This window comes from Sphaerochaeta pleomorpha str. Grapes (genome assembly GCF_000236685.1).
In the GTDB taxonomy this organism is placed as follows: Bacteria; Spirochaetota; Spirochaetia; order Sphaerochaetales; family Sphaerochaetaceae; genus Sphaerochaeta; species Sphaerochaeta pleomorpha.
This window is the reverse complement of sequence record NC_016633.1, coordinates 3292274-3309137: the sequence shown is the minus strand read 5'-3', so window position 1 is coordinate 3309137 and position 16864 is coordinate 3292274. Positions and strand designations below refer to the sequence as shown.

Here is a 16864-nt window from a genome sequence, read left to right as displayed (position 1 = left end):
AGCTATGGGTGCTTTCAAGGCATATGATATCAGAGGAATCTATAATAAGGATTTTAACAAGGAAACAGTCTACAAAATTGGCTATTTCCTCCCCAAACTGCTGAAAAGCAAATTTGTTGTGGTTGGAAGGGATGTCCGTACCACAAGTGACGAAATCTTCGAATCCCTTTGTAAGGGTATTACAGATTCTGGATCCGACGTCTGGAACATTGGGCTTGCAACGACTCCCATGGTATATTTTTCCACCGTCCATTTCGAGGCAGATGCCTCTGTACAGATTACAGCAAGCCATAACCCTGCAAAATACAACGGATTGAAAATAAGCCGGACCAAAGCGATTCCAGTCGGTGTCGACAGCGGTTTGAAAGAACTGGAACATATGGTAACCAATGATTCCATCGTGGTTGCAGAGACAAAGGGAAAAGTCATTGAAAAAGATGCAAGGACCCCTTATCTGGCATTCTTGAAAAAGTTTGTCCCCGATACTTCCGCTCTCGATATTTCCGTCGACTGTTCCCATGGAATGGCAAACCTCTTGGTAAAAGATTTGCTCGGGAACAAGCCCCATTACCTGTATGATCATTTTGATGGGACCTTCCCTGCCCACGAGCCAAACCCACTTGAAGAAAAGAACTGCAAAGACCTTGAGAAAGCCGTTCTCGCCAACCACAGTGATATCGGGGTAATTTACGATGGAGATGCAGACCGTGTCATGTTCATTGACGAGAAAGGTAGATTTATCCAGCCGGACTATATTACCGCGGTAATAGGTGCCTACTACCTTAAGTCCGAAAAGGGCAATGTTTTGGTCGATATCAGGACAAGCCGCTCAACGTCAGAATATCTGACCAACCTCGGAGCATCTGTTTACACCTGGAAAGTCGGGCATGCCTATGCAAAGACAAAGCTCCGTGACCTCAATGCCATTTTCGGTGGAGAGCTGGCAGGACATTACTATTTCCGTGACTTCTACAATTGCGACAGCGGCTTTTTGGCTTCCCTCATTGTCCTCGAAGTTGTTGCCCAGCTCAAGAAAGAATGCAAAACCTTCAGTTCCTTGATCGATTCCATTATTGCATATGCAAATAGCGGGGAAGTAAATTTCAAGCTTGAATATAAGGATGCTGCGGTTTCTGCCCTGTTCGACAGATTTGTCACCCATGACAATCCTTCGAAAGTCCTCGACTTTGATGGCTACAGGATTGAATTCCCCACCTGGTGGTTCAATGTCAGGAAATCAAACACGGAACCTTACCTACGCCTTGTCGCAGAAGCCAAGACAGATGCAGAACTCAAGGAAAAATTTACTGAATTGTCCTCGATTATCAAACAATTCAACTAAACGGCCATATTTTGGTTCTTAAGGAGAAACAATACATATGAAAGTACTTCTATTCGGAGGCGCTGGGTATATCGGAACCCATGTAGCCCTCGCCTTTCTCGACCGTGGCGATACAATCGGAATCTATGACAATCTTTCGTCAGGCCTTAAAAGCAATATCAACAAGAAAGCAAAGTTCTTCGAAGGCGATATCCTAGATGCCAAGCATGTCGGAGAAGTCCTGAGTGAAGGTTGGGACGCTGTCATTCACCTAGCTGCATTCAAAGCAGCCGGCGAGTCAATGTTGAAACCGGAGAAATATTCCGAGAACAACATCACCGGTTCCTTGAACCTCATCACCGAGTGTGTCAAACATAATGTAAAGAATTTTATCCTTTCCTCTTCTGCCGCAGTGTATGGGGAGCCCTCTTATCTTCCTGTCGACGAAGAGCATCCCAAAGACCCGACAAATTATTACGGATATACGAAACTCTGCATCGAAGAAAACCTGAAATGGTACTCCCAATTGAAAGGGCTCAACTATGTCTCACTCAGGTATTTCAATGCAGCAGGATATGACACGGAGGGAAGAATGCTCGGACTCGAAAGCAATCCGGCAAACCTGATCCCTATTGTCATGGAAGTCGCTTCCGGGATCAGACCGAACCTCTTGGTTTTTGGCAATGACTACAATACTCCCGACGGAACCGGGGTGAGAGATTATGTCCATGTCACCGACCTTGCAAACGGGCATGTACTGGCTGCAGATTACCTGATGGCCAACAATACGAGTCTTATTGTAAACCTTGGATCTGAGTCTGGATTGTCTGTCCAGCAGATTCTCGATACGGCACGAGAAATTACCGGGAAAGAAATTCCTGCGCAATATGTTGCCCGTCGCCCAGGCGACCCTGCCAAACTTGTTGCCTCTTCCGAGAAGGCCCATAAAGAACTGGGATGGACGGCAAAGCATTCTTCCCTTGAGTCCATCATTGACTCGACCTGGAAAGTCTATCTCGCAAACGCCCCGAAGACAAAGGCATACTGACAAAAGCGATCAATCGAGAAAAGGAGGCATTTTCTGCCTCCTTTTCTTTGTCTGCTTACGCATGCGCTTTTTTAATAGTACGAGTGCTTTTCTCGGTAAAGTAATTCAAAACCATTACCAGGATGAGAACACCTCCCCAAATTAGGGAAATATAATAGCTACTGACCTTCGGGAATCTATTTATGCCGGTTTCAAGCATCCGCAGTAGTATGATGGCAAATAGTACGCCACTTATCTTCCCCTTTCCCCCGTTTGGGTTTACGCCACCCAATACGACGATAAGGATGCATTGCAACGTATAGACTGTTCCATAGTCAGCCCTGGCCGAATTATAATTTGCCAGCATGATGATACCACCGAGGGCAGCACAGATTCCTGAAAGCAAATAGGTTTTCAAAAGAAGGAGACTTGTATTCAACCCGCTGAAACGGGCAGCTGAATAGCTCGTGCCGAGAAGATAAATCTTAGTCCCGAATACCGTTTTGGCTAGCAGGAACCATATGAAGCCAGCCATTACCAAAAACACAAGCAATTGTACTGGAACCAATCCGCCGATTTTATTGTTAATTGTCTGGGCATAGGTTCTTGAAAACTTACTTATGGCATTGCCATTAGTCATTACCATGCAGATCCCTGTAAACAATTCTCCGGAACCCAAGGTAGCCAGAATTGGAGGAATGTGGAGCTTTGCTATCAAAAAACCATTAAAAATCCCGCAAATAGCACCGATAAGAATGGCAAGCAAAAAGACCAGCGGTATGGCAAAGGGTGGAAGCGATCCTGTTTCTGAGGTAAAACGCAAGAGAAAAAAGGCCATAAGAATCGAAGTTACATTGGCAACCCCTACAGTAGAGAGGTCTATTCCACCGGTTATCATGCAAACCATAACCCCAAGGGCCATCAACCCGAATTCAGGAAACTGCGAGGCCATGGTCTGGAAATTCAACAATGAATAGAATTTGTTGAATTTGGTAATTGCCATGAAGATCATCCAACAGAGAATAAGCACTACCAAACGCCAGAAATGCCGGTCGCTTTCATAGGTCCTTCTCATCGTTGAGCGTACAGAGTTACCCGTTCTCATCGTAAGGCCTCCTTTTCCCTGCGGGCCTTAACCCTAGACTTCTTGGTGCCCTTGGTCATTCTGCTTACCTGATAGGCACTCACAGCCGTCCCTATGATAATCAGGGCCCCCACAAACACGCTGCGCCAGGAGGTGGGTACCCCAATGAGAATCAATGAATTCTCGACAATCACGATAAGCAAAGTGCCCAGCATACAACCGCTAAGCGAACCAAGCCCCCCTGTAATCGAAGTGCCCCCCAGCACCACGCCCGCAATGATATTCATTTCCATCCCGAGCATATTGGTAGGATGGCATTGCTGCATCATACAAGTCCTTATCACTCCCCCCAGGCTGGCAATCATACCTACAAGGATATACATAAGGAATTTTGTCTTCTTCACACTTATGCCGGCTCGCAAGGCGCTGGTCTCATTTCCCCCAATGGCATAGATACTCCGTCCAAACATCGAATATTTCAGCATTAGGAAAGCGAGGAACAGGACCACAGCAAAGGCGATGAAAGAAACTGACATTTTCGAAGTCAGCCCAGAGGCGGCATTCTTTGCGACGAACAAGGCAGAGGTTCCGAATTCTCTCATACCGACAGGGATTATGGTGAGTTGCTTTGCATTCAGCGCCCCCTGCATTATTCCTTTGAAGACACTTGAAGAACCCAAGGTTACGATAAGGGCAGGAAGTTGAAAATATCCAATGAACAATCCGTTGAAAGCTCCTAGCAAAGCCCCGATTACCACGGCCATCAGAATGGGTAACCAAACCCCACCCTCATAGTTGACGTCCAAGAGCAGCTTTGTCGTTGCATACGTGCTCAAAGAAGCCAAGGCAGGGAAGGAAACATCTATCCCCCCTGAAACGAGCACCATGAAGGCGCAGATCGCAAACAACCCCGGAACAATCATTGCTGAGGCAATATCGACGATATTATTTGATGAAAAAAATTGACCAGAGCGGAATTCAATGAGTAGGCATAATGCCAAAAGGACGAGAAAAATGTACGGCTCATTCCTGCGTGACAGTTTCCTTATGGTAAATTCAAACGATTTCGGCACAGTCGACCCCCTTCCCTACATCATTAAAGACAATATTTTCTGTTCATCGGCATCGTGGGCAAGCATTTCTGCCACTATTCTCCCCGATTTCATGACAAGGATCCGGGAACAGACTGCAAGCACTTCCGGAAGATCGTCCGAAATAACGATTATTCCCAATCCCTCCCAGGCAAGTTTCTGCAATATTTCATGAATATCATGTTTGGAACCGATATCAACGCCGACGGTAGGCCCATTGAGAATCAGGATCTGCAGATTACAGGCAAGCCATTTTGCCAGGACTACCCGTTGCTGGTTTCCCCCTGACAGCGTCTGACAGGCATTATTTGCATTCGGAGTGGAGATAGAAAGATGTTTCAACCATTTTTCAATTTCACTTCTTCTTTTTTCCGTATCCAGGATGCCCGCTTTCCTGGACAGACTATCCAATTCGGAGACGATAATGTTATCGGCGATGCTTTGCGGGAGAAAAAGGCCTTCACTCAACCGGTCTTCAGGGACATAGCCAATTTTATTGGCCACTGCAACCTGTGGGTTTTTTATATGCAGCTTTTTTCCATTGAGAAACAACTCCCCGCTGTCGAGGGGATGAATGCCGAACAAAGACAGGGCAAACTCTGTTCTCCCTGAATCGAGCAACCCGGTAACCCCGAGAATTTCACCTTTTTTAAGTTGGAAGTCAATGCTCTCGAAACTACCGGAGAGTCCAATTTTCCTTCCTTCGAACAAGGGCTCTCCCGAGATGTCCTGAGGGACAAAATGCTTTTCTTCAAATTTTCTACCTGTCATATAGTAGGAAAATTTCTTTGAGTCGAGATCTGCAGTATTTCCAGTGACTATAAGTTCCCCATTCCTAAAAATGGTAAACCGTTCGGAGATTTCGAATACCTCATTGAGTTTATGGCTGACAAACAGAATCGATATGCCCTGTGCTTTCAACTTCAAGATAATCTTGAACAATTGCTGGACTTCAACCCTTGTGAGGGCAGTCGTGGGCTCATCCATGATTATCAACCGTGCATTGAACATGAGGGCACGACTAATGGCAATCATCTGTTTTTCGGCAACCGAAAGCGTGCTTACCTGGACATCGAGGTCAACATGGAAGTTGATCTTCTCAATAGCTTCCTGGGCAATACGTCTCATTCGTTTCCAGTTGACCAGTTTGCGTTTATCGGCAAGCTCATTGTTCAGGGCAAGGTTTTCCATAACCGTTAGGTTCGGAAATATTGACAGGTCCTGGTATATAACCTGGATTCCATTGGAAATTGCCTCTTTTGGGGAAATTTTGCTATATTTTTTTCCATTGAATTCAATATAGCCAGAATCAGGAGTATACACACCGGAGATGATTTTTATCAGGGTCGATTTGCCACAACCGTTTTCCCCGGCAAGGCAATGTATCTCTCCACTCTTGATCTCCAGGTCGATGCCTTTGAGTGCCTGTACTCCAATAAATGCCTTATAAATACCAACAGCCTTGAGTAAACTCTCTGCCATGCGACAACCTCCACACTGTCTATGGGAATGCCCTGCCACTCTTTTCAGGTGACAGGGCAAACGCTCAGTATCCCATGCTAGAAGCCAAAGTCATATACGTTGTCTTTATTGATTACAATCCAGCCTTCGCCTTCAAGTACCGTTTTACTTCCTTTCTTGAATTTCATTGCCGTATAGCCATCAACCCCAAGGTCAACGGGATCGGTAATCTGTTCGCCTTTGAGTACTTTGACAGCCAGGGCAACCATTGCTTTGCCTGCAAGGGCAGGATCCCAAAGGGTCAAGGATTTGACAATCCCGCTTTTCAGCAACTCCGCATTATCCAAGGGCATTCCGGTTCCAGAGGTAAAAGCTTTGTCGATAAGCCCGAGTTCCTCAATGGCCCTGGCAACGCCCGGAGCATCATAGGAAGAGGTCCCCATGATACCTTTGAGGTTGGGATATTTCTTGAAGAGTTCCTTTGCAGCGTTATAGGCGACATCCCCATTGTCATTCGACTCTACCCTTTTCCTTTCCTCAAGCAGTTTCATCTTCGGATAGGTTGCTATCTGGTGGGCAACACCTGCATCTGCCCATTCGTTATGGGATCCATTGGTAAGGGAAGCTACCATGGTGGTGTAGACCCCTTCCCCATGCATTGCCTCTGCCAGGTTATCCATTATGAAAGCACCGTATCCGGCATTGGAGAAGGCTTCAATATCATAATCAACATTTTCCAGTGCGGACCCTTCATGCGCGATAACGACTATTCCAGCCTTTCTGGCTTGGGCAAGAACCGGTTCCACTGATTCGATATCTACAGGAACCACACAAATGGCATCAACACCCTGGGCGATAAGGTCTTGGATCAACTGAGCCTGAAGGGTTGCGTCGATTTGGGCTGTCCCCTTCTGATACACATTCAACCCTGTTTGCTTAGCATATTCCTTGACACCTACATCCATCCTGACAAACCAAGGATTCGAGGCATCCTTCGGAACAACGACAATTTCCCAATCGGTCTTCTTTTCTGCCTGGGCAGCACCAAAAAGCAGAGTACCAACCACAAAAAGAGAAAGGGCCAAAACAGCAATCTTCTTCATACAGTATCCTCCATTTTTTTAATTTCTTCCCATTGAAGAAATGTAACCTCGGATTGTCTTCACCTCCCAAACATCAAGTCACGCAGGAATGCGCTTATATCACAGGCATTTCCTGTTTCATAAAGTGCTGTAATCTTTTGTTCGTCTATCCTGTCCACCATTGATTCAAACACATCAAACCACCGTACAGACTCGTTACAGGCATCCCTGCCATCTTCCCTGTACGGATATTGGTCTGTTGAGATATAGCCTTCATAGCCAGTCTTCTTCAACCAGTAAAAAAACTCTATAAATGGGATGGTATGGATGGAACCGGTTATCATATCGTCATCCCAAGAACCATAATTATCATTCATATGCACATGAAACAGTTTGTTACCATATTTTTTGAGAATGGCTACACTCTCAGCAAGATTCTCACCGGCTACCGAGCCATGGCCATAGTCAATGGTAACCCCTAGGTTGGAAAGGTTGATCTGTTGAACCATCAGTAGCGTTGACGTAACGTTTGAAGCATAACTGAAATTCCTAGGTTCCTTTGGTTTATATTCGATTGAGATCTTGCAACTCGGGCGATAGGTACAGCAGGCCCTGACGCCTTCCTCAAACCAACCCCTCTCGTCTATGTAATTCCCTTGGAAGAAATAGTCATATCCATCCTGCCCAGGCCATAGGCTGATTAAATCGCCACCTAGCTCAACGGCTATGTCTATCATCACTTTCGTATCAGATACTGCTTTTTCCCGGATCTTCGGGTCTTTTGAAGTAAAAGCCCCCTTCCCATACTCAGGTATCCCGAAATGATCAGGAATGATCGATACCAGGGAAAGTTCAGTCCTCTCGAGGTTTTTTTTGACCTGCTTGAAGTTTCTTTCGTTAATATGCCAATTGCCTACCAACTCGACCCCTGTGACCCCTTTCACCGATTTTACCCTATCGAACATTTCCTCCAAGGTATAATCCCTCTGGTAACCAACACCCATGAATCGGTCTGTAAAATTTCCGACATTTCCGAGAATGATACTATGCTTTGCCATTCGTAACCTCCCAATCAATTAGGATTTTCCGACAACCTGTTTTGTATTATAAGAATCCAAAATATTGAGCTGTCAAGGTTTCATCTCTGACGAAAAGTTGATTAAATACAAATCCAAGGGTGTTTCTGATGCATTGGGAGATTGAGAAATAAAGCATAGGGCAACCCAGGCTTCGGTTTCTTACTACTTGGTACCTATTTTTGATCTGTATATTTCGTTGGATGATAAAACAAGGGTCAGGTGAATGGCTATGCATAGCAGGATGCAAGAAAAAAAAGAAGCATTCCCTTTTGAGGAATGCTTTCAGTGTGTTAGCTCGCCCAGAGGGATTTGAACCCCCGACAAGATGGTTAACAGCCATCTGCTCTACCGACTGAGCTATAGGCGAATAACTCTCTAGAACGATAGCTAAGATACCGTATAGGCCTGTTTATGTCAAGCTGTTTAAAAAAAAGGGTAAACTTTTTTCGTACTGGGAAGCGATTGTTCTCAAGTAAGCGGAAAAGACTTTGCAAATAACGCAGGAACAGTGAGAAAATAAAATATTGATGCCTTTTTCTGTAAAAGCTAACCTACTGCAGCGCGTCATTCCTTTGCAATTCCAATGAAAACACAGTTGTACTAGCACATGATAGCAAACAAGTACGGAAACAGCTAAAAATGGAACACCAAGCGACCCTACCCCGAATGTGTATAAATCACCTATCCAAACATAGAAAACTCAATGTAGGAGCAAATAAGTAATAGCTATGGCTAAAACAAGAAATGGGCGGCTCCCCGAAGGAAACCGCCCAGAATAATCAGTAAATCGGAACTACTTCACAGGATAGTTAGCTGCAAGGTAATCCATGAACACATCACTGAGCAAGGAGCCTTCAGTAAGGACCTTACCGAACATGGTGTATCCATCGCCGCCAGCAGCCATGAAGTCATTGGTAGCTACTTTATAGGTAGCATTCTTATCAAGGACCTTTCCGTTGAGCAAGACGCGCAGGATACGTTTTCCAGGAGCTGCATACCGGTTGTAAACAACCTGAAGGTCAGTCTGGGAGAAAGCACCATTGGTCTCAGGCAACATGCTGTAGCCATGCTCGAGAGCAGCATAGACTTCAGAACCCTTGATCTCACAAACGGTGATGATGTTTGTGAAAGGAAGCACCTTGACTACATCGCCAACTGTTACGTTTCCAGCTGCAATCGAAGTACGGATACCGCCGCCATTGGTGATGGCAAAGTCAGCGCCGCTTTCTTCGGTCATAGCCTTTGTAATAAGCTTGGAGAGGTTGGTCTGCTTGGTACGTACATCGGCACGTTCACCCTGCAGGGTCTCAGGAATAGTTGCAATAACCCTGTTAAGCTGGTCGCCCAACTTGGCAGTCATGTAACCGACATATTCATCAACCTGTGGGTCGTTGGGGATGTCAGTAATTCCATAGGCCTTGGCCATTGCGGAATTCTTAGGATCCAAAACGTCCTTTGCAGGAATCAACATCGGATAGGTTGCAGTAACTTTTCCATTCTTAACATGAATCTGTACAACACCAACATTCTGCATATAGGAACCAGTCTGTACGATGAGAGTGTCACCAACTTTCTTACCCTGTTCGAGGGTAGTGTGGCTGTGACCATCTACAAACAAGTCGATTCCCTTAACATTCTGGCAGATCAAGTCGCTGGTAATGCCTGAAGCTCCATCATAGTCAAGACCGATATGGCCGAGAACAATGATATAGTCAACCATTGAACGGGCAACATCGATGGCAGCCTGTGCATTCTGAATGATTACATCATCCATGAAAGAAAGACCTTGGACATTTTTAGGATGGGTCTTGGTAGCAGTATCGGGGGTGGTGAGACCGACGACAGCAACCTTGAATCCGTTGAAATCATATACCTGGTAAGGCTGGAACACCAAATATCCATCTTTATCGAGGATGTTGGCACTCAAGACCTTGAGACTGGTATTTGCTTCTGCATACTTTGCAGCTTCGATAAGACGATCTTTTCCATAGTTGAAATCGTGGTTACCAGGAGCAACAGCATCGTACCCGAGCATATCGAGAAGTACACCAACGGGCTCGCCTTCGAACATGTTCGCAAGGTTTGTGCCATGGGTGACATCGCCAGCATCGAGCAAAAGAATGTTGTCAGTCAAAGCTCTGCCCATCTTCAACATGGTAGCAAGCTTGGAATAACCCATTCCGCCGTCTGCCGGTGTAATACGAGCATGTACGTCGTTGGTATGAACAACAAACAGGTCAAATTCCTTTGCACCGTCTTCGTTCTTCTGGATTTCTTTCACACCATAAGGATAGACAATCTCAGGTTTCTTTGCTTCAACAGCAACCTTTGCAGGAGCTGGTGCCGGAGCTGGAGCAGGGGCAACAACAGGAGCAGGAGCTACAACAGGAGCAGGTTCAGCTGCTTTAGCAGGAGCTGCTGCTTTTGCAGGAGCTACTACCGCGGCTTTCTTCACCGGGGTTGGCCCGATCAAAGAAACAATGGCTGGATCCTCAGGAACTGAGGTAAGGGAATATCCATAGGCCTGTGCAACACCACTGAAAGCTTTTGCAATCTGGGAGTGAGCAGGATCAAGAACGTCCTTTGCAGGAAGAATCATAGGATAGGTGGCAGTAACAGCACCATTTTCAACATGGAGCTGAACGGCACCGAGGCTCTGGAGATTCTGGTCAGCGCGAACAATCAATGTACCATTGACCGTCTTTGCTTCAGCACTTCCGTTTCCGTCTACAAAAAGATCAATCCCATTCAAGTTCTGGCAGACGAAATCACTGTTCAACTGGCCCTTGCTTCCAAGGTCGCCGAGAACAACGACGTAATCAACATACTGTTTTGCGATGTCGATTGCAGCCTGTGCATTCTGAAGGATCAAATCACTTGTAAAGGAAACACCCTGGATGGCTTTGGGCGCTACGAGACCTACGACTGCAACCTTGAATCCGTTGAAATCATAGACCTGATAGGGCTGAGCAACCAGATAGCCTTTTGAATCAAGCGCATTTGCACTGAGGGGAATGGCTTTTTTGGTTCCTGCAATACCGGTGGCAAGCTGAATAGCCTGTGGGGTATATGCATCATAACCAAGTCCATCAATTACATCTGCTGCAGTTTGAAAAGCAGAAGCTGGCAATTCACCAACGCTTCCCGAGTTTAAAAGCAACCAGTTGTCAGTGATACCCTGAGCGGCTTTCAGCATAGTTGAAAGCTTAGCTACACCCATACCACCATTCTCGGCATAAATATTGCCGTTAATGTCGTTAGTATGGACAATGAAAAGATCAAACACCTTCGTTCCGGAATTGTTCTTTTCAATCAATTTTACACCGTAAGGGTATTCTGTCATTTCCTGTGGAGCTACCGCTTTGGCGGGCTCAACTTTGACCGGTTCTGCTACCTTAGCAGGTGCTGCAACCTCTACAGGTGCTGCAACCTTTACAGGTTCTGCAACCTTTTCGATGGTTGCGGGAACTTCTGCTACGGGAGCTACGGGCTCGGGAGCAGGTTCTACAACAGGGGCCGGTGGAATTGACTCAACCTTTGCGGTACTTTGACAACCTACAAGGGTAAAAGCCAACAAAGCAACCAGCATTGCTGTCATAATTGTTCTTGAAAGACGTTTCACGTGTTTCCTCCTCATGACGTTCTCATGTGTCGTTGTATACGTACTCAACAACACTATAACACACACTCGAAAAAGTGGATACATCAAAAATGATGGATTTTTTCTATTTTACGGCTGTAAAAGCCAAAAAAGTAAGCCTGTGATAATAATAATCACAGGCTCATCCTTACAATTTTCTTGTAATGTAAACTTACATCAAGTCTTTAGGCTTGCGTGCGGTATTACCACTTTTTTCACAATAAGCGACATGGCGCAATTTGCCGTTTTCGAAAACTGCTTTCATTTTAATAGTACCGCCCCAACGACTGGTCAGCACTTTCGCACCTTCACGTCGAGCATTCTTGGATATGTTTCCTGCCATATTAGTATCCCTCCAATAAAATCATAGTCATAAGAACTATACCGATTCTTTTCACCTAAGTCAAATCCCTTACTAATTTTTTTTCCCAAGTTATTGAACAACACCTTTGTAAATCATATTATCTATAGTATATGGAAAAACTTAGTACTGTTCTGCATAGGTTGTTAAAGAATATATTCCTCGTTCCTGTATACCTCTATAAAGGGTTGCTTTCCCCTTTCTTCGGACAAAGCTGCATCTATTCTCCGAGTTGCTCATCCTATATGGTAGACGCCGTTTTCAAACATGGCTGCATAAAGGGCGGAATAATGGGTCTGGCGCGCATATTTCGTTGCAGCAGGATGTTTATGGGCGGAAAAGACCTTGTCCCTGAAACCTGGTCCTGGAAAGCCATTAAAGACGCGTACATCCTCTTCCGCCGCCATTAGGCTAACGAGAAAGTTCTTTTACAAAAGGAATGAGAACAGAGAGTGCATTTTCGTTGTATCCGCCTTCAGGGATGATGATATCGGCATATTCCTTCGTAGGCTCAATAAAATTGAAATGCCCCGGCCTCACCACTTCCAGATACTGGCTGCAAACACTATCGACTGTACGGCCACGTTCCGCAATATCTCTCTTGAGCCTGCGTATAAACCGTATATCGTCCGGGGTATCTACATATAACTTCAAATCAAGCAGGTCTCGTATATTTTTCTCATAGAGCACCATGAGTCCCTCAATAATAACAAGTGGCTTGGGTTCAACAAAAACAGTCTCTTCTTTTCGTCTATGATGCACAAAATCATATTGTGGCATCTGGATGGGCTTCCCCTTTTTCAGGTCACTCAAATGCTGAAAGAGCAATTCCATGTCAAACGCATCAGGATGATCGAAATTAAAAGCCGTAATGTTTGCATTTGAAATAAAAGTAGCCGAACGATAATAATTATCCTGGGCAATAAAGACAAAATCGGAACAAACTTCGGCAATCTTTCTGACAATTGTGGACTTACCTGATCCAGAACCTCCGGTAATCCCAATTATTTTCACTTCCTTGATCACGTTTCTCTCCTCTGGACAAACATCTGCAAACCTTCAAATGGAGGCCTTTTGGGAAAATACTCCAAACCGACCTTCTGTGTATACCCCATTCCCTCCAAAGCTGAGAAAATCCGCCTATAACTCAATTCCCCGGTATCCAGTTCACCTCTCCCGGGAACCCCAGCCGCATGGATATGCCCTATCCAGGGTAGATATTTCTGCAATCTGGTAAGAATATCACCTTCGCTGATCTGTTGGTGATAGATATCATAGAGCATCTTGATCCTGGGGCTATCCACGAGCTTGAGGACCGCAACGGCATCGCCGCTACGGCTTACCGAATAGCCCTTGTGGTCCAAGCGCGTATTCAGCGGTTCAATAACCAGCAACCGCTCGTACTTCTGCATAAGGGGCGCGCAACGGTCAAGGCCCGCGGCAAGATACTCCAGCTGCTGTTCATGGGATTCTTCCGTAGCCTGTCCCATCTGGCTTATAATAACAGGATTCCCAAACCTCTGGGAAATAACCAGGGTCTTCTCCAACTCTTCAAGGTATTGATTTTGGAAAGAAGGATCCACCAAGGAGATAAAAGGTGTGCAAAAAGCATGGCATGAAATACCTGTTGCCTGCATCGAAGCCTCCAGGGCATCAAGGTCACGCCCTTCATTCAACCACCACTCGACATAGTCAAACCCCATGCTTTTCAAATGGGTAAACGTTTCTGTAGTAACCTGACCCTGGAAGAGAGAATCGATACAGACACTGAACTGCATTATTTTGCTCCAAAAGCGAACACCGTCGTGTGTTTATACACTGAGGAAGGCTCTAGGACACAGGACGGGAAATTCGGATGATTCGGGCTATCAGGGAAAAACTGTGTCTCAAAACATACGCCGGCATGTTTTGCATACCTTACGTTCCCTTTCCCGATATCATTTCCATTGAGAAAATTACCTGTATACATCTGGACAGCAGGCATTGTCGTACTGATTTTCATTGTCCTGCCTGATACTGGTTCATAGACCTGGGCAAACTCAAACAGTTTCGTTGCATGCTTTGAAACAACGAAACAATGGTCGTACCCCCCTGCTTTCAGCATATCCCTGCCCAACGGTTTTGCCTTTGTAAAATCAAAAGGTGTCCCTGAGACACTCAGGATTTTCCCGGTGGGAATCAGCGATTTGTCAACTTCAAGGTAATGGTCACATTCCAATTTGACCTCATGGTCAAGGATAGTACCGTTTGCAGCCCCTGCAAGGTTGAAATAGCTGTGGTTCGTCATGTTTACAATGGTTTTCTTTGTAGTAGTAGCTTCATACTCAATCATCAGCTCACCATTTGAGCGAAGCAGATAGGTGACAGTAATATTCAGGGATCCTGGCATACCCCCATCACCGTCAGGACTGAAAAGGCTCAAGACCACACCAGGGGAACCTGACCACTCGAAAGTCTCTACATGCCAGTTTCTCCAGCCAAAATTGCTTTTTCCGTTATGGAGGGCATTGGGACCGTCATTCGTCTCCATCTGATATTCAGTCCCATCGATCGAATACCTGCCCTTGGCAATGCGGTTTGCAAAACGCCCCACAATCTGGCCAAAATACGTTGTAGATTTCAAGTTTTCCAAGGGGTCGTCAAACCCAAGCACGATATCACCGATATTGCCTTCCCTGTCCGGGGTCTTCAGTGAGCGGATAATACCGCCGAGGCTGAGTATCTCTACACTGAAAGGACCATTGGACAGGGTAACCAATAGTATTTCTTCTTTATCTGGGGTAAAGCCAAAGGATTGTTTTGAAAGCATACACCACTCCGTTTTTATTGAATTCAATTCAGTGGAAAGTATACACCCTATTGCAAAGAACCAACAATCTCAAATTTATCCAATACCCTATGAGGAGGTTTCGTCACTTTTCAAGACAGCTAGGAAAGCACCCTGAGGTATCTCTACATTCCCAACCATCTTCATCCGTTTCTTACCTTCTTTCTGCTTATCCAACAACTTTCGCTTTCTCCCAATATCACCGCCGTAGCACTTTGCAGTGACATCCTTGCGATAGGCATTGATGGTTTCCCTGCTGACTATGGTACCGCCTATAGCAGCCTGGATGGCAATCTTGAACTGCTGGCGAGGAATTTCCCCGACCAGCCTTGAACAGACCTGCCGTCCCCTTTTCTGGCTGTTTCCGCGGAAAACCAATTGGCTGAGCGCATCGACAGGTTCACCGTTTACCAGAATATCCATTCTGACCAAATCTGTCTTCTTGTACCCGTTCACTTCGTAATCAAACGAAGCATAGCCCCGCGATATGGACTTGAGACGGTCATAGAAATCAAACAGGACTTCCGCAAGGGGCATATCGTAGACAAGTTCGACACGCTTCTCATCCAGATAGTTCATCCCGGTCTGTACCCCACGTTTCTCCATGCAAAGGGTAATGATTGGCCCGACATACTGGGTCGGGGTAATCACATTCGCACGGATATAGGGTTCTTCGGCATACTCTACCTGCATCGGTTCCGGGTAAGTCAAAGGATTATCGATATGTAACACATCACCGTTTCTCATATGCACGATATAGGAGACAGAAGGACTCGTGAACACAATGGAAAGGTTGAACTCACGTTCGATGCGTTCCTGAACTACTTCAAGATGAAGCATGCCCAGAAACCCACACCTGAATCCAAAGCCAAGTGCGGCCGAAGAATCTTTTTCATAGATAAGCGATGCATCATTGAGCTTCAAGCGCTCGATGGCATCATTCAACTCTTCATAGTCATTGGTGTCAACCGGATAAATAGAGCTGAAGACAACAGGTTTGACATCCTTGAATCCAGGCAAAGGACTCTTTGCAGGGTTTATGACACTGGTAATCGTATCGCCGACACGGATATCGCTGATGGTCTTGACCCCTGCTACACAATACCCTACATCGCCATAATGAAGCTCACCGGTCTTTACCAGCCCAAGCTGGAAAATTCCGACTTCTTCAAGTTTATAGCTGGCATCACTGTGCATAAAGGTTATTTCATCCCCGACCTTCATTACCCCTTCGACAACACGGCAATGCACGATAACCCCGCGGTAGGCATCATAATGGGAATCAAAGATCAGAGCCTGGAGAGGAGCTGCGTCGCTACCCTGGGGAGGTTCAATATTAGTGACAATCGACTCAAAAAGCTCATCGACTCCCACCCCTGTCTTTGCACTGACCTGCACGGTCAGATCAGTATCCAACCCAAGGTCATGGTCAATCTGGTGAAGGCATGCAGGAATATCGGCAGAAGCCAAGTCAATCTTGTTTATGACAGGGATAACCGTCAGGTTATGCTCAACTGCCATATAGAGGTTGGCTATCGTTTGGGCTTCTACCCCCTGGGATGCATCAACGAGCAACAAGGCTCCTTCACAGGAACTGATCGCCCGGGAGACCTCGTAAGAAAAGTCAACATGTCCCGGAGTATCGACAAGATTCAACTCGTAGGTTTTACCGTCTTTTGCAGTATAGGGAATCGTAACGGCCTGACTTTTAATCGTGATTCCCCGTTCTCTCTCTATATCCATGTTATCGAGGATCTGCGACTGGGCAGGTCCCCTGGTAACACCGAGTTTGGCTTTCTCGATAAAACGATCGGCAAGCGTCGATTTACCGTGGTCTATATGGGCAATAATACAGAAATTTCTTGTGAGTGAAGAATCCTTCGACATATTA

General features: G+C 45.8%; 14 protein-coding genes and 1 tRNA gene. 3 read left to right on the top strand and 12 right to left on the bottom strand.

Going from position 1 to position 16864, the window contains the following annotated elements:
* The first annotated feature begins 4 nt into the window (after window positions 1–4).
* Together SPIGRAPES_RS15100 and galE are read left to right on the top strand one after the other, a co-directional pair.
* Window positions 5–1342, top strand: a complete 1338-nt coding sequence (locus tag SPIGRAPES_RS15100) for a phosphomannomutase/phosphoglucomutase (protein ID WP_014271624.1) — start codon at window positions 5–7, stop codon at window positions 1340–1342.
* A 37-nt stretch (window positions 1343–1379) separates the two neighbouring features.
* Window positions 1380–2369, top strand: a complete 990-nt coding sequence (gene galE, locus SPIGRAPES_RS15095; protein ID WP_014271623.1) for a UDP-glucose 4-epimerase GalE — start codon at window positions 1380–1382, stop codon at window positions 2367–2369.
* Between the two features lie 55 nt (window positions 2370–2424).
* Here galE and SPIGRAPES_RS15090 read toward each other — a convergent pair whose 3' ends face one another.
* From SPIGRAPES_RS15090 to SPIGRAPES_RS17105, 8 genes are all read right to left on the bottom strand, one after another.
* Complete coding sequence (locus SPIGRAPES_RS15090) at window positions 2425–3453, bottom strand: ABC transporter permease (RefSeq protein WP_014271622.1); 1029 nt, start codon at window positions 3451–3453, stop codon at window positions 2425–2427.
* Window positions 3450–4505: an ABC transporter permease gene (locus tag SPIGRAPES_RS15085; RefSeq protein ID WP_014271621.1), complete on the bottom strand. Its 1056-nt coding sequence runs from the start codon at window positions 4503–4505 to the stop codon at window positions 3450–3452. The genes SPIGRAPES_RS15090 and SPIGRAPES_RS15085 overlap by 4 nt, the downstream gene beginning before the upstream one ends.
* A gap of 15 nt (window positions 4506–4520) precedes the next feature.
* Entirely contained in the window at window positions 4521–6005 is a 1485-nt protein-coding gene (locus tag SPIGRAPES_RS15080; RefSeq protein ID WP_014271620.1) for a sugar ABC transporter ATP-binding protein, read from the bottom strand.
* 77 nt (window positions 6006–6082) lie between these two features.
* Window positions 6083–7087 (bottom strand): autoinducer 2 ABC transporter substrate-binding protein, encoded by a 1005-nt coding sequence (locus tag SPIGRAPES_RS15075; protein WP_014271619.1) that lies wholly within the window; start codon window positions 7085–7087, stop codon window positions 6083–6085.
* A 59-nt stretch (window positions 7088–7146) separates the two neighbouring features.
* On the bottom strand, window positions 7147–8124 hold the full coding sequence (locus SPIGRAPES_RS15070; protein WP_014271618.1) for a sugar phosphate isomerase/epimerase family protein: 978 nt from the start codon (window positions 8122–8124) through the stop codon (window positions 7147–7149).
* Window positions 8125–8439: 315 nt separating this feature from the next.
* A tRNA-Asn gene (locus SPIGRAPES_RS15065) sits at window positions 8440–8512 on the bottom strand.
* A gap of 426 nt (window positions 8513–8938) precedes the next feature.
* Entirely contained in the window at window positions 8939–11767 is a 2829-nt protein-coding gene (locus SPIGRAPES_RS15060) for a 5'-nucleotidase C-terminal domain-containing protein (protein WP_014271617.1), read from the bottom strand.
* Between the two features lie 190 nt (window positions 11768–11957).
* On the bottom strand, window positions 11958–12128 hold the full coding sequence (locus SPIGRAPES_RS17105; protein WP_014271616.1) for a hypothetical protein: 171 nt from the start codon (window positions 12126–12128) through the stop codon (window positions 11958–11960).
* Window positions 12129–12259: 131 nt separating this feature from the next.
* On the opposite strand from SPIGRAPES_RS17105, the gene yidD reads away from it, so the two are divergent.
* The gene (gene yidD, locus SPIGRAPES_RS15055) at window positions 12260–12556 is read left to right on the top strand and encodes a membrane protein insertion efficiency factor YidD (protein ID WP_014271615.1); all 297 of its coding nucleotides are present in this window, start codon (window positions 12260–12262) and stop codon (window positions 12554–12556) included.
* 1 nt (window position 12557) lies between these two features.
* On the opposite strand, the gene udk is transcribed toward yidD, so the two are convergent.
* The 4 genes from udk to lepA form a co-directional block, all read right to left on the bottom strand.
* Entirely contained in the window at window positions 12558–13169 is a 612-nt protein-coding gene (udk, locus tag SPIGRAPES_RS15050; RefSeq protein ID WP_041385425.1) for a uridine kinase, read from the bottom strand.
* Window positions 13169–13924, bottom strand: a complete 756-nt coding sequence (locus tag SPIGRAPES_RS15045; protein ID WP_014271613.1) for a TIM barrel protein — start codon at window positions 13922–13924, stop codon at window positions 13169–13171. Before SPIGRAPES_RS15045 ends, udk begins: the two co-directional genes overlap by 1 nt.
* Entirely contained in the window at window positions 13924–14955 is a 1032-nt protein-coding gene (locus SPIGRAPES_RS15040) for an aldose epimerase family protein (RefSeq protein ID WP_014271612.1), read from the bottom strand. The genes SPIGRAPES_RS15045 and SPIGRAPES_RS15040 overlap by 1 nt, the downstream gene beginning before the upstream one ends.
* A gap of 87 nt (window positions 14956–15042) precedes the next feature.
* A complete protein-coding gene (gene lepA, locus SPIGRAPES_RS15035) occupies window positions 15043–16860 on the bottom strand; it encodes a translation elongation factor 4 (RefSeq protein WP_014271611.1) in 1818 nt (605 codons plus the stop codon).
* Window positions 16861–16864: the final 4 nt, after the last annotated feature.

Excerpts from the sequence above, each read along its gene's own strand:
- SPIGRAPES_RS15100 (WP_014271624.1), top strand. The coding sequence starts at position 5 with ATGGGTGCTTTCAAGGCATATGATATCAGAGGAATCTATAATAAGGAT.
- galE (WP_014271623.1), top strand. The coding sequence starts at position 1,380 with ATGAAAGTACTTCTATTCGGAGGCGCTGGGTATATCGGAACCCATGTA.
- SPIGRAPES_RS15090 (WP_014271622.1), bottom strand. The coding sequence starts at position 3,453 with ATGAGAACGGGTAACTCTGTACGCTCAACGATGAGAAGGACCTATGAA.
- SPIGRAPES_RS15080 (WP_014271620.1), bottom strand. The coding sequence starts at position 6,005 with ATGGCAGAGAGTTTACTCAAGGCTGTTGGTATTTATAAGGCATTTATT.
- SPIGRAPES_RS15075 (WP_014271619.1), bottom strand. The coding sequence starts at position 7,087 with ATGAAGAAGATTGCTGTTTTGGCCCTTTCTCTTTTTGTGGTTGGTACT.
- SPIGRAPES_RS15070 (WP_014271618.1), bottom strand. The coding sequence starts at position 8,124 with ATGGCAAAGCATAGTATCATTCTCGGAAATGTCGGAAATTTTACAGAC.
- SPIGRAPES_RS17105 (WP_014271616.1), bottom strand. The coding sequence starts at position 12,128 with ATGGCAGGAAACATATCCAAGAATGCTCGACGTGAAGGTGCGAAAGTG.
- yidD (WP_014271615.1), top strand. The coding sequence starts at position 12,260 with ATGGAAAAACTTAGTACTGTTCTGCATAGGTTGTTAAAGAATATATTC.
- SPIGRAPES_RS15045 (WP_014271613.1), bottom strand. The coding sequence starts at position 13,924 with ATGCAGTTCAGTGTCTGTATCGATTCTCTCTTCCAGGGTCAGGTTACT.
- SPIGRAPES_RS15040 (WP_014271612.1), bottom strand. The coding sequence starts at position 14,955 with ATGCTTTCAAAACAATCCTTTGGCTTTACCCCAGATAAAGAAGAAATA.
- lepA (WP_014271611.1), bottom strand. The coding sequence starts at position 16,860 with ATGTCGAAGGATTCTTCACTCACAAGAAATTTCTGTATTATTGCCCAT.